This window comes from Streptomyces parvus, assembly GCF_014648875.1.
GTDB classification, from domain to species: domain Bacteria; phylum Actinomycetota; class Actinomycetes; order Streptomycetales; family Streptomycetaceae; genus Streptomyces; species Streptomyces parvus.
In genome coordinates this window covers 231,304-244,401 of the sequence record NZ_BMRY01000001.1, presented here as the reverse complement: position 1 = coordinate 244,401, position 13,098 = coordinate 231,304, and the positions used below count along the sequence as shown (strand labels likewise).

General features: G+C 72.9%; 11 protein-coding genes. 5 read left to right on the top strand and 6 right to left on the bottom strand.

Annotation, left to right across the window (positions count from 1 at the left end):
* Positions 1 to 72: 72 nt before the first annotated feature.
* From IE140_RS01005 to ligD, 3 genes are all read right to left on the bottom strand, one after another.
* Entirely contained in the window at positions 73 to 387 is a 315-nt protein-coding gene (locus IE140_RS01005) for a zinc ribbon domain-containing protein (protein WP_093442093.1), read from the bottom strand.
* On the bottom strand, positions 384 to 2,672 hold the full coding sequence (locus IE140_RS01000; RefSeq protein ID WP_150196995.1) for a HEAT repeat domain-containing protein: 2,289 nt from the start codon (positions 2,670 to 2,672) through the stop codon (positions 384 to 386). The genes IE140_RS01005 and IE140_RS01000 overlap by 4 nt, the downstream gene beginning before the upstream one ends.
* A 182-nt stretch (positions 2,673 to 2,854) precedes the next feature.
* Positions 2,855 to 3,760, bottom strand: coding sequence for a non-homologous end-joining DNA ligase (ligD, locus tag IE140_RS00995; RefSeq protein WP_150196996.1), 906 nt, complete (start codon positions 3,758 to 3,760; stop codon positions 2,855 to 2,857).
* 59 nt (positions 3,761 to 3,819) lie between these two features.
* Between ligD and ku the strand changes: the two genes are divergently transcribed.
* Together ku and IE140_RS00985 are read left to right on the top strand one after the other, a co-directional pair.
* A complete protein-coding gene (ku, locus tag IE140_RS00990) occupies positions 3,820 to 4,908 on the top strand; it encodes a non-homologous end joining protein Ku (RefSeq protein ID WP_150196997.1) in 1,089 nt (362 codons plus the stop codon).
* Positions 4,909 to 4,975: 67 nt separating this feature from the next.
* Positions 4,976 to 6,745 carry a serine/threonine-protein kinase gene (locus tag IE140_RS00985; RefSeq protein WP_229826660.1) on the top strand — a complete coding sequence of 590 codons (1,770 nt, stop codon included), beginning with the start codon at positions 4,976 to 4,978 and terminating at the stop codon, positions 6,743 to 6,745.
* Here IE140_RS00985 and IE140_RS00980 read toward each other — a convergent pair.
* Positions 6,714 to 8,384, bottom strand: a complete 1,671-nt coding sequence (locus IE140_RS00980) for a hypothetical protein (protein ID WP_229826659.1) — start codon at positions 8,382 to 8,384, stop codon at positions 6,714 to 6,716. The two genes, IE140_RS00985 and IE140_RS00980, sit on opposite strands and share 32 nt — an antisense overlap.
* Before the next feature lie 290 nt (positions 8,385 to 8,674).
* Here IE140_RS00980 and glyA point away from each other — a divergent pair, with 290 nt between their 5' ends.
* From glyA to IE140_RS00965, 3 genes are all read left to right on the top strand, one after another.
* Positions 8,675 to 9,985 (top strand): serine hydroxymethyltransferase, encoded by a 1,311-nt coding sequence (gene glyA / locus IE140_RS00975; RefSeq protein WP_150195415.1) that lies wholly within the window; start codon positions 8,675 to 8,677, stop codon positions 9,983 to 9,985.
* 114 nt (positions 9,986 to 10,099) lie between these two features.
* Positions 10,100 to 10,423, top strand: a complete 324-nt coding sequence (locus tag IE140_RS00970) for a hypothetical protein (protein WP_032763104.1) — start codon at positions 10,100 to 10,102, stop codon at positions 10,421 to 10,423.
* Positions 10,424 to 10,684: 261 nt separating this feature from the next.
* Complete coding sequence (locus tag IE140_RS00965) at positions 10,685 to 11,245, top strand: hypothetical protein (protein WP_150195413.1); 561 nt, start codon at positions 10,685 to 10,687, stop codon at positions 11,243 to 11,245.
* Positions 11,246 to 11,310: 65 nt separating this feature from the next.
* Here IE140_RS00965 and IE140_RS00960 read toward each other — a convergent pair whose 3' ends face one another.
* Both IE140_RS00960 and IE140_RS00955 read right to left on the bottom strand, forming a co-directional pair.
* Positions 11,311 to 11,784 carry a GNAT family N-acetyltransferase gene (locus tag IE140_RS00960; RefSeq protein ID WP_093442076.1) on the bottom strand — a complete coding sequence of 158 codons (474 nt, stop codon included), beginning with the start codon at positions 11,782 to 11,784 and terminating at the stop codon, positions 11,311 to 11,313.
* Positions 11,785 to 12,236: 452 nt separating this feature from the next.
* On the bottom strand, positions 12,237 to 13,098 hold an 862-nt coding region (locus IE140_RS00955), incomplete at its 5' end, for a peptidoglycan recognition protein family protein (protein WP_189459981.1).

Below are 13,098 nucleotides of genomic sequence, written 5' to 3'. Positions count from 1 at the left end.
TTCGCACCACTGCGTAACGTTGCGTGGCCCCGCGGTCGCCGCAGGGGCCGCACGGGCCGGACCGCCGACGGGTCAGCGCTGGTACGGGTTCTGGCCGGGCGGCGTGACGCCGGGCTGCGGGGCCTGACCGTAGGCGTTGCCGTCCTGCCCGGCCGCGGCCTGGGCGAGCAGCAGGTCCGCCTCCTCCTTGGGTATCTGCCGCTCCCCGCCGCAGAACGTGCACTGCGTGGCGTACTTCGTCGAGAACGGGAACAGCGGCACGAAGAACAGCGTGAACTTCGTGACCCGCTTGCGCAGGGTGTGCGCCGCCGGGTTGCCGCACCAGCCGCACACCATCGTCAGGACGGCCAGCTGATAGAGGTAGCCCTTGGTGCCGAAAATGATCATGGAGTGCTTCCTTTCCCCGCCCCCCGGAGCGCCTGCCGGCACAGTGCCAGGAGCTTTTCGTCCTCGTGGATGTCATGACTGCCGTACCCGCCGTCCATCGCGTTGTGACGGCGTACGGAGACGAGTTCGCTCCGCAGGACGTGTGCCGCGGCCGACCCCTCGGGGACCGGCCCCATCCGTGCCAGGCATTCTGCCACCCGGACCCGGACATGGCGGTTCTGTTCCCAGGCGGTGAGCAGCGCCGCGACGGTCTCCCGGGTCCGCCCGGACACCTCCCACAGTGCGATCGCCGCGTCGACCCGCAGCCACAGCTCGTCGTGCGCCAGGAGCCCGCGCAGCCGGGGTGCGACCACCGCGGCGCGCGGCCCGAGCGCCCCCAGTGCCACCGCCGCCGACCGCCGGTCGTGCACCTGGTCCGACTCAAGGCCCTCGATCAGCACCGGCAGCACCGTGTCCGCGTCCCCGGAGGCCGCCCACAGGGCCTCGGCCGCCTCCGTCGCGGACGCCGTCCCCGGACGGCGGACCAGCGCCCGCAGCTCGGGGACGGCCTCCCGCGCGGCGGGCCCGAAGGCTCCCAGCGCCCGCAGCGCCGCCGTACGCAGCCACGCGCCCCGGTACTCCGGCGCCCCGCGCAGCACCCGCAGCACCTCGGGGGTGGCCTCACCCGCCCGCAGCGCGGTCAGCCCGGCCAGCAGCGGGCTCGCCCGGTCGTAGGCGTTCTCGTCCAGCTCCACGTCCGCGAGCCTGCGCCGCAGCACCCCGGCGAGCGGCCGGGCCGCCGCCCCCAGGCACCCCACCGCGAACCCCACGTCGTGCGCCACCTGCTCCCGCTCCAGGGCCGCCGCCAGCGCGGGCACCGCACGGGCGTCGCCGAGCCGGGCCAGTGCCTTCACGGTGGAGCCGAGTCCGGGCGGACCGCCGGCCCAGGTCTTCACCCAGCCCCCGGGATCGGCGGCCAGCCGGGCGGCCAGGGCGTCCGCCGCGGGCGCGGCGAGTCCGAAGAGCTCCTCCAGCACATGGGACGCGGCCTCGGCCAGCCGGGGCTCGGGGTCGGCCAACTGCTCGCCGACGAGCGCCACCAGCTCCTCGTAGGGGCCGCGCCAGGCCCGTATGAGCCCGCCGCTCATCCGTACGGCGTCGATGCGCTGATGGCGGTCGGGGCTGCGCAACTGGTCGGCGAGCAGCGCGGTGCGGTCGCCCACCCGGTCGTCAAGGCCGACGTGCAGGGTGCGCAGCAGATCCGCGGCCCAGGGGGCGCCGCGCCCGGCGTTCTCCTGGGCGTACAGCGAGCGCAGCTGCCCCACGAGCGTCGGCGTCACGACATGCTCGCCCCGCCCGGCCTCCGCCGAGGCCACGGGCTCGGGGTCCACGGCCTGTACCGGCTCCACGGGTTCGATGGGCTCCACGGGCTCGGAGTCCGCCGCCGGGGCCTGGGCCGACGGCGCTGTCGTGTCCGAGCCGGGCTCCGGCTCGTCGTCCTCCCGCGCGGGGATCCCTCCGGGAGGGGCACCCGTTCCCGGACCGGCGGGCTCCACCCGGCCGTCGGACTCCTCCGGGGCCGAACGCATCTCGCGCAGCAGCCCCGAGACCACCGGCACCACGTCGCCGGGCAGCCCGTCGGGCGAACAGCGGGCCAGCTGGGCCAGGGCCGCGAGGCGCAGTCCCGGGGAGTCGGCCCGGGACGCCAGCAGGCCCAGCCACTTCCCGACCCGCTCGGCCAGCGGCCGGTGCCGCAGGGCGACCCGTCCGGCCGCCTCCACGAGGGCGAGCCGCACCTCCTCGTCGGGCTCCACCGGCAGCCGCTCGCGCAGCAGCGCGAGCACCCGCACGGGGTGCCGGTGCAGCGTGGCGAGCGCCAGCGGGGCCGCGAGCCGTACCCCGGGGTCCTCGTCGGCGATCAGCTCGAAGAACACCCCGGCGCCCGCGGTGACCGCGGCCGCCGCCATCGCGTAGTTCGCGGCGCCCTCGATCTCGTCCTCGTCGATCTCCGCCTCGTCGTCCTCGTCGAGGTCGAAGCCCCCGATGCTGGTGAGCAGTTCGACGACGCCGCCCCGGTCCTGCACTCCCGGATCCACGACCAGCTCGAACAGGAACGGGATGCACGCCAGCGTGCACGCGTACACGTCGCCCTGGTGGTGCACCGCCCCGTACATGCCGTCGAGCGCGGCCTCCCGCTCCGCCGGATCGTCCGACGCGAGCCCCCGCAGGAGCTCCGGTACGTCGTCGGCCGGCCCGTAGGCATGCTCCATCGAGGCCCAGTCGACCTCGTCGATCCCCGAGAACACGCCATCCCCTCCCCGTGATCACGACAGCGCCCGGACCGGCACGCCACGCGGCGCACCCTGCCCGTCACACCCCTCCCGGCGCGCCCCGTAGAAAGCGCCTGCGCAGAGTGTGCACCACGGCTCCGACAATCCACCCGCCACTTGTGGCCTTTCCTCGGGCCCGTAACGAGGTCATGACCGGGTCAAGATGATTCGGCGGTGCGGGGGAGCGGACGGCCCTGCCCCGGGTCGTTCAGCGGGGCGAGCAGATCGCCGTGCCGGTCCAGCCGGGCGGCCATGTCCCCGGCGCGGAACACCAGGGCCCCGGCCTCCCGGCAGTCCGCGATCTCGTCCCAGGTCACGGGGGCCGAGACGGTCGGCTCGGGGCGGGCGCGCAGGGTGTAGGGCGTGGCGGTCGTCTTCGACGCGGAGTTCTGGCTGAAGTCGACAAAGACCTTGCCCGGCCGCAGGGAGCGCTTCATCCGGTGCAGTGCCAGCGCCGGAAGGGCCTCCTCCGCCTCCAGCGCGAGCCGCTTCGCGTACGCGGACACCTCGCCGGACGGCGTGGGCTCCAGCGGGACCAGCAGATGCAGCCCCTTGGACCCGGACGTCTTCCCGTACGCCGTCAGCCCGTCGTCCGCGAGCCGTTCCCGAAGCCAGAGCGCCACCGCGCAGCACTCCACGACCGTCGCCGGGGAGCCGGGGTCCAGGTCGAGGACCATCCGGTCGGCGACCCCCGGCGCGCCGGTGCGCCACTGCGGCGTGTGGAACTCCACCACCAGGTTCGCCGCCCACATCAACGAGGCCAGACCGCCCACGACCACCTGCCGGGCACCCCGGGCCTCGCTGCGGGGGACCGGGGTGGTCTCCACCCAGGCGGGCGTACCGGGTGGCGGATTCTTGGTGAAGAAGAGCTGGCCGCCCGGCCCGTCCGGATACCGCAGGAAGGACACGGGACGGTCGGCCAGCTGGGGCAGGATCACGCCGCCCACGGTGGCCGCGTAGTAGTGCAGCACCTCGCCCTTGGTCGTTCCGGTGGCCGGATACAGGACCTTGTCGAGATTGCTGAGCGTGACCCGTCGCCCCTCCACCTCGGTGATCGGCGTCATACGATAAGAGTCACACGAAAACCCTCCAAACTGTGCTTCACGGCCAAAAGGGGTGAACGGTGAGGTCCATATGGAACGGCGCGATCTCCTTCGGGCTGGTCAGCATCCCGATCAAGCTGGTCAACGCCACCGAGAACCACTCGATCCACTTCCGGCAGATCCATCTCGCCGACGGTGGCCGGATCCGGTACCGCAAGGTCTGCGAACTGGACGAGGAAGAGGTCCAGGGCGGCGAGATCGGCAAGGCGTACGAGGACGCCGACGGCACGATGATCCCGATCACCGACGAGGATCTCGCCCAGCTCCCGCTGCCCACCGCGAAGACCATCGAGATCGTCGCCTTCGTGCCCGCGGACCAGATCGACCCGCTCCAGATGGACGCGGCGTACTACCTCTCCGCCAACGGCGTGCCCGCCGCCAAGCCGTACACCCTGCTCCGCGAGGCCCTCAAGCGCAGCAACAAGGTCGCCGTCGCCAAGTACGCCCTGCGCGGCCGCGAACGGCTCGGCATGCTCCGCGTCGTGGACGACGTGATCGCCATGCACGGACTGCTCTGGCCCGACGAGATCCGCGCCCCCGAGGGCGTCGCGCCCGACGGTGACGTCACGGTCCGCGACGCCGAACTCGACCTGGCGGACGCCCTGATGGACACCCTCGGCGAGGTCGACATGGACAGCCTCCACGACGACTACCGGGAGGCCGTGGAGGAACTCATCGCCGCGAAGGCCTCCGGCGAGACCGTGCGCCCGGCCGAGTCCGGGGACGCCGGCGGCGGCAAGGTCATCGACCTGATCGCGGCCCTGGAGAACAGCGTGCAGGCGGCGAAGAAGTCCCGGGGCGAGGAGGGGGCCGGGGCGGAGGGCGAGGGCGACGGCGAGATGGCCGACGTACACCCCATCAAGAGGACGTCCGGAAAGTCGGCCGGGAAGTCGTCCCCGCAGCCCACGAAGAAGAGCACCGCGGCAGCGAAGAAGTCCACCGCGGCAGCGAAAAAGTCCACCCCCAAGTCCACCGGCGCGAAGAAGTCCACGTCGACGACGAAGAAGGCCACCGCGAAGAAGACGGCGACGAAGAAGCAGACGTCGTCGAGCGGCGGCAGCGGGACGACGAAGAAGACGGCGTCATCCCGCAAACGCACCTCGGCCTGACAGGGCTGCGGCCCTCGGGCCCCGCCCCCGCTCCCCGCTGTCCGACGCCCCCCGTACGCTACGGCCCATGAGCGAAGAGGTCCCCTCGGGACGGGTGATCGACGGCCGTTTCACGCTGGTCGAGCGACTCGGCAGCGGCGGCATGGGCATGGTCTGGCGGGCCCGCGACGAGGCGCTCCACCGCGACGTCGCGCTGAAGGAAGTACGGCCCCCGGACCCGGCGCTCGCGGAGTACGACCCCGAGGGCGCCCGCACCCTGCGCGCCCGGGTCCTGCGCGAGGCCCGCGCCCTGGCCCGGGTCGACCACCCCAACGTGGTCACCGTCCACCACATCGTCGACCCCGGCGAGGACGGCTACCCGTGGATCGTGATGGAGCTGGTGGCCGGCTCCTCCCTGCACGACCGGCTCGCCACCGGGCCCATGGCGCCCGCCGACGCCGCCGAGCTGGGGCGCGGCATCCTCTCCGCCCTCCGTGCCGCCCACGCGGTGGGTATCCAGCACCGTGACGTCAAGCCCGCCAACGTCCTGCTGCGCCCCGACGGCCGCCCCGTCCTCACGGACTTCGGCATCGCCGCCATCCGCGAGTCGACCAGCCTCACCATGACGGGCGCCCTCATCGGCTCGCCCGACTACATAGCCCCCGAGCGCATCCGGGGCACGGAGGGCGACCCGTCCTCCGACCTCTGGTCGCTCGGCATGATGCTGTACGTCGCCGTCGAGGGCCGCCACCCGCTGCGCCGGGCCACCACCCTGGCCACGCTGGCCGCCGTGCTCGACGAGGAGATCCCGCCGCCGGTACGGGCCGGGTCCCTGGCCCCGGCGCTGAACGCGCTCCTCACCCGGGACATCCCGGCCCGCCCGGACGCCGAGACCCTCGACCGCCTGCTGGCCGAGGCAGCGCGGGGCGGCGGGAGCACGACCCCGACGCCCACGGAGCCGGTACGGGAACGCCCCGCCTCCGCGCACCCCGCCTCCGCGCACCCCGGATCCGCGCACCCCGGATCCGTACACGTGGCGCCCACGCAGTCGGCCGCCACGCCACCGCCGCGACCGGGGCCCGGGTTCGCGCCCTTCGGAGCCCCGGAGGACCGCGTCCCGACGGGATACGCCACGCCGCCCCCCACTTCCGCCGCCACCCGGGACGAGCGCGGACGCCGCATCGAGCGCCGCGTCTGGCGGATCAGCGCCGCGTCGTCCGTCGTCTCGGCCGTGGTGATCGCGGGCGCCATCCTCTGGACGTCCGGCGCCTTCTCCTCCGAGGGCTCCGGCGGCGACGACCTCCCGCGCGACCGGGCGAGCGCACCGCAGGTCTCGGCCTCGGCCCCGGCGCCCGACCCGGTCGCCGACGGACCCGACGAGCAGGACGCACCGGAGGCGGAGGCGGTGAACCTCCTGACCCCGGACGGAGCGCGGACCGCGATCGACGCGCTGAAGCCGCTCATGGGCGGAACGAAGGTCACCGACTTCACCCTCTACGGCGAACACGCCTCCGCCGAGGCGCCGTTGAAGTCCAACGCCGCGCTGTACGACCGCTTCAGCTACCGCGACGGCCGGGCGAAGAACGACGACATGGGCGGCACCCTGACCTCCGGCTCCACGACGATCGACCTGGACTCCGTCGACTGGGACGCGCTGCCCGCCCTGCTGAAGACGGCGGAGAAGACGCTCAACGTCGACAATCCGGAGAGCAGTTACGTGATCGTGGACCCCTCGTCGCCCTTCCACGGCGACCGCCCGGTGGTGCGCGTGTACGTCTCCGACTCGCACGGCGGCGCCTTCCTCACCGCCGAACTGGACGGCCGGGTCATCGAGAAGAACCCGCGCCCCAAGGGCTGACCACCGGCTGGATCGGATCCGGGAGCTGCGGCAGGTCCAGGCCGAACGGGCCGCGCTCGATGACGTACGTGCAACTGGTGTAGGTGTAGCCCGGCTGGACCCGGGTCCCGGAGGAGTAGCTGTCCACGCGGGAGGTCGCGCCCGTGCCGTGCTTGTAGAGGAAGTGGTACTCCCCGGCGGGCAGTTGGAGCCGTGCCTTCGGGTAACTCCTGCCGCTCGCCCTGCAGGCCCGCCGCGGGCCCTCGGAGGCGCTGTACCGCTCGCAGCCGGCGCAGGCCCTCAGCGTGACGGTGCCGGTGACCGGACCGGTGTAGAGCACCTCGACCGTGTTCGGCGCGTCATTGCTGATGACCAGCTCCATCCGGGCCCCGCCGGGCCGCTTCGACGGCGGCAGCCGTTTGCCCGCGGCCGGCCGGTCGTCGGCTATCTCCGCGGCTATCGCGATGTCCCGGGCCTGCCCCGCCCGCCCGTCGCTCCTGTACGTCCGTGCGAAACCGGTGAGCGTCGTGCGCGCGGCACCGAACTTCTCGTCCTCGAACTGGTCGACCCCGCAGGCGTACACCCCGTCCACGACGCCCTTGTCGGCATCGGCGCGCAGCTTCTTCACGCTGTCGTCGGGCAGCCGGGACGCGGTGGCGCCGAGGCCGCGCAGCACCTCGGTGGCCGCACACGGCTCGGCGCCCTTCAAGGCCGCGACCTGGTCCTTGATCCGCTCGTCGATCGCGGGTGCGACCCGCCGCGCGGAGGCGGAATCGGGGAACGTACGCAACAACTGCCCCAGCTCCGCACCACCATCACCGCTACCACCACCGCCGCCGCCGGTCCCACCGAGACGGGAGACACCGCACGCGTACAGAGACTCGGCGAGCGGGGTGTCGGGCCAGGCGGCCAGATCACCCAGCAGCTGCCCGTCCACCGAGTCCGGCAGCGTCCGCAGATACGTCAGCGGCGCGACGGCCTCGCAGTGCCGCTTCTTCGCGTACGGGGCGGAGACGGCGTCGTAGTAGGCCTTCAGCCGGTCAGGGACGAGCTTCGCGGCCCGGGAACCGGGATGGTCCTCGTCGAGCGCGCGATAGACGGCGAGAGCCTTCCCGTACTCGTCCTTCGCCGCGTCGAACGGCTGCCCCGAGGCGGTGGCGACCCGCTCGTCCCCGTCCTCCAGCCGCTCCAGCAGCATCTGCTCCCGCGCCTCGTCCCGCGCGGAGCCGTACACCACGGCCCCGCCCGCCGGCACGGCCAGCAGCACCACGCCGAGACCGACCGCAAGCCCGGGCCGCCACGCCCCGCCCACCGCCGAACGCCGGGCGATCCGTCCTCCGTCGACGGCGGCGGCCACGAGAACGAGCACGTACCCGACGAGCACACCCGCGGCCACCCCGTCCGGATCGGCGGGCAACGCCACCCACAACAGCACCGCCGTGGCCGCCCAGCACACCGCGGCCCGCCCCCAGCGCCCCAACAGGGCGTAACCGAGCCCGAGCCCGGTCAGGTTGAGCAACGCCGCGGCGACCGCCCGCAACGCCGCACCGGGCGGCGGCGGCCCGACGGACGGCGCCTGAGAAGGCGGCGGCACGGCCCCGCCGCCCCCGGCTCCGTCGCCTCCGTACCCCGCAACGCCGTAACGATCACCGGACTCCATAACGGTCCCCCACCGCCGAGCCGAAAAGTCACCGGGAATCTGCCCACTTCGGGCACCGGCCACGCACGGTCGCGGCAGCCTCTTCGGGCGCCGGGCCACCGCCGCCCCGGCCCACCCTCTAAACTGCCGAACGCCGCGACTGGCGCGCGCCCCGGCAGGGGCGCTCCGTGGAACCGACCACGAGGAAGCGGCGCACCCCGGGCGTGCCCGGGGCGTCATCTCCGGAGAGCCGTCCGCCTGGGCATCCGGGTCCACGCCGCGTACAGCGGCCGACCCGGAAGGCCTCTTCCATGACCACCCGCGCCACCACGACCACCACGGCTACCGCTGCCGCGACCGCGCCCCGCCACCCGGCCCTTCTGGCGTCCGACCCGGAACTGGCCGCCCTGATCGGCGCGGAGGAGCGGCTCCAGGCCGACACCCTGCGCCTGATCCCCAGTGAGAACTACGTCTCCGCCGCCGTGCTCGAAGCCTCGGGCACCGTCCTCCAGAACAAGTACTCCGAGGGCTACCCCGGCAAGCGGTACTACGAGGGCCAGCAGGTCATCGACCAGGTCGAGACCCTGGCGATCCGCCGCGCCCAGGCCCTCTTCGGGATGGACCACGCCAACGTCCAGCCCTACTCCGGCTCCCCGGCCAACCTCGCCGCCTACCTGGCCTTCCTCCAGCCCGGTGACACCGTCCTCGGCATGTCGCTCCCGATGGGCGGCCACCTCACGCACGGCTGGGACGTCTCGGCCACCGGCCGCTGGTTCCGCGGTGTCCGGTACGGGGTCCGCCGGGACACCGGCCGGATCGACCTGGACGAGGTCCGCGACCTGGCCCGCGCCGAACGACCCAAGCTCATCTTCTGCGGCGGTACGACCGTTCCCCGCACGATCGACTTCGCGGGCTTCGCGGAGATCGCCCGCGAGACGGGGGCCGTCCTGGTCGCGGACATCGCCCACATCGCCGGCCTGATCGCGGGCGGCGCGCACCCCTCGCCCGCCGGTCACGCGGACGTCGTCTCCACCACCACCCACAAGACCCTGCGCGGCCCGCGCGGCGCGATGCTGCTCTCCACCGCCGAACACGCCCGCGCCATCGACCGCGCGGTCTTCCCCGGCCTCCAGGGCGGCCCCCACAACCAGACCACGGCCGCCATCGCGGTCGCCCTCGGCGAAGCCGCCACCGCCGGCTTCTGCTCCTACGCCCACCAGGTCGTGGCCAACGCCCGAGCGCTGGGGGAGGAGTTGGCGGCCCGAGGCTTCGACCTGGTCTCCGGCGGCACCGACAACCACCTGCTGCTGATCGACCTCACGAACAAGGACGTCCCCGGCAAGACCGCGGCCAAGGCCCTCGACCGCGCGGGCATCGTCGTCAACTACAACACCGTCCCCTACGACCCCCGTAAGCCCTTCGACCCCTCCGGCATCCGGATCGGCACCCCGGCCCTCACCTCCCGGGGCGTCCCCGCCTCCGCGATGGGCGCGGTCGCCACCTGGATCACCACGGCGGTCGACGCGGCCCGCACGGGCGACGAGGCGGCGATCAGGAAGGTGCGGGGAGAGGTGAAGGAACTGATGGACGCCCACCCGGCACCGGGGCTGCCGGTCGGCTGACGAGGCACTCTGCGCGCCTTCTTCACCTGTTCTCCGCCCGCCCAACCCCCCTCTGTGGCACCGTGGATCGACTGATGACCCGGGTGTCCGGGCATCCGCGTAGGGGGGATTTGCATGCGACTTCGTACCGCCGCGGCTTCGGCCGCCCTCGTCCTGTGCGCGACAGCGGGTCTGGCGGCCTGTTCGTCCTCGCCGGACACCACGGAGGCCGAGCGGCCCGCCGCCCCCACCGGACCGGCTTCCGTGAAGGAACTCGCGGAGAACATCGAGACGGGCAAGCTCGCGACGGAGCCGCCCGAGCTGAACGAGCAGAGTGTGCCGGGCCCCGAGAAGTGCGCCCGCTCCGCCGCCGACATCCCCGCGGAGTGCGCCGTCGACCCCTCGTTCGCCGAAGTCACCGAGGGGGAGCGGGCCGCCGAGCCGCCCACCCTGCCGTGAGCGCATCCCCGGTGAGCGGGTGAGAGATCCGGAACGGGAGGGCGGGCACACAACCGTGTGCCCGCCCTCCCGTTCCGCGTACCGTACGGCCTTCCTGGCCGGTGATCCTGCCCGTGCGACGGTCAGGATCACGGGCACCGTCAACCACTTGCGTCACAGGGGCCCCTTCCTTCCGTCACAGCGATCTCTTAGTCTCACACCCTGTTCACATTTGATAATTGATGATCTCGCCACAGAGGTCAGGCGCGGGGGTAGTGAAGCATGCGTGAAAACTGGCGCTCGAAGTTGAGCGTTCTCGCCGGGGCGTCGGCACTCGCCCTCTCGGCCGTCACCGCGACGCCGGCGCTCGCCGACGACGCCCCGGAGACCCCCGTGGAAATCCAGCTGCCCGCCGGCGTGAAGATCGTCGAAGGCCTCGCCACGGAACCGGGCACGGAGATCCCCTTCCCGGCGGACGAGGACGAGACGACGGGACCGGTGGGCGCGATGGCCGCCAAGGCCGCCCCGCCGTCGAACACCTGCCTGGGTGCGACCGCCGCCTACGGCTCCAGCGGGTGCTTCCAGCACAACGGCGACATCATCTGGGCCGGCGACACCAAGAAGGACGGCATGTCCGCGGCCGTCGGGGTCTACACCGACTACGGGCGCGCCGAGGAGGTCTGCGTCAACAAGCTCGGCGTGAACACCTGGGCGACCTGCAACAAGGACTACCGCGAGAACGGCAACGTACGCCTGCGGATCCTGCGCTACGACGGCGACACCGGAAAGTTCTACCAGCCCGAGACCTGGTCCGGCTGGATCCCGGTCGACGGGAAGTTCTGATCACGCCCCGCTGTGAGGGCGAGCCGGACCACATGTCGCTCGCCCTCACCCGGCCACGACAGGACCTAGGGGGCCGGTACGGATGACGGTGGGAGCAGGCGCTCGAAGCAGAGGGAGTCAGGCACCTGGGCGTACGCACCGAAGTTGGGGATCCGCCGGTAGCCGGAGCGCGTGTAGAAGCGGACGGCGTCGGGCTGCGCGGGGCCGGTTTCCAGCCGCAGCCGGGTCCAGCCCCTGGCCTCCGCCCACTGCTCCAGCGCCGCCAGGACGGCGGGAGCCACACCGGTGCCGCGCCGGTCCGGCACCACGAACATCCGCTTGACCTCGCCCGACCGCTCGTCCAGGGCGCGCAGCCCGCCGCAGCCGACGGCGGTCCCGTCGGCCGTCCGGGCCACGACGAACACCTCGATGTCGGATGCGGAAGGCACGCTGCCCGACTCGCTGTCAGGGGTGCCGTACCGCTCGGCCATCTCGGCGCGCTGCCGGGCGCGCAGCATTGCGGCGTCGGGGTGGTCCCAGGCGACGGGTTCGATGTCCATGCGAGGATTCTGCACCCCGGCGAGAGTTGACGAAGTCGGCCGGGACCTGACGGCGTCGGGTACGGAGCGTGTCGCGTCCCGCGTCCTGTCCCTAGCCTCAAGGAATGATCAGTGCTGAAGCCGGCCGCGTGCTCGCCGACCTGGCCACGGAGGGGGTGTACCCCTGGCTGGTGTGGGACGACGCGCTGCCTCCCGGCCCCGAGGTGACCCGGCAGGGGTGGCGCGGTATGCGCATGTCGCCCGGGGCGCCGCTCGCCGCGGTGCGGGCCGCCTGCGACGTCCATGCCGCCATAGGGCGGCCGTCAGAGACGGGGCCGCTGCGTCTGGCCGAAATGGCAACGACTAACCAGGCCGCAAGGACGTGCATACAGTCCGCAAGACAGGCGACGCGAAACCGGGAAAGAAGGCCGCCCCCGCCACCGCGGCGGAAGGCGGCCATCAGCCGTGCGGGATCAGCTCGTGTATATCGACGCGCCCGCAGTGCTGCGGATCTCCGGCAGTGCAGAGTAGAGCGTGGCACCTGGGCAGAGCGTGGCGTAGCCGTCGCGGTGACCGGAAATCGTGTTGAGAGTGGCCTTGTCGCCGGTGTTCCAGACGCCGGTGTCACCCGCGGCGGTGAGCGTCACCTTCGCCTCCGGGGCGACGCCGTGCAAGCCGAGCTTCCACGCGGAGATGTCGGCGATCGCCTGCTTGGCCGCAGCCGTCGGCGTACCGCCGTTCTCGTAGTCGCCGAGGAGCGAGACGCCGGACGAGTAGCCGTTGAAGCCGTAGGTGTGGGCTCCGCGGACGGGCTTGTCGACGCCGCCCGCGCGGCCCTCGAAGACCGTGCCGCACTTGTCGACGAAGAAGTTGTAGCCGAGGTCGTTCCAGCCGTTGGTCTTCACGTGGTACGTGAGGATGGCCCGGATGATGGCGGGCGACTCGGCGCAGTCGTAGTTGTTCGTGCCGGCGGTGTGGTGGACGAAGACCGCGTCGACCTTGTCCAGGTAGGAAGGCGGGTCCGCGACGAGCGACTCGTCCGCGCCCCAGTCGGCCCGGCTGACGATCGTTGGTTCGGCAGGGGCGGTCGGCTGCGGCGGATCCTGTGTGGCTGTCTCGGAGGGCGCCGGTGTCGTGGGTTCGGTGGTCGGGGCGGTGCTGGGTTCGGCGGTCGGCTCCTGGCTGGGGGCGGGAGCGCTCGGCTCGGCGGTCGGCTGCGGCGGATCCTGTGTGGCTGTCTCGGAGGGCGCCGGTGTCGTGGGTTCGGTGGTCGGGGCGGTGCTGGGTTCGGCGGTCGGCTCCTGGCTGGGGGCGGGAGCGCTCGGCTCGGCGGCC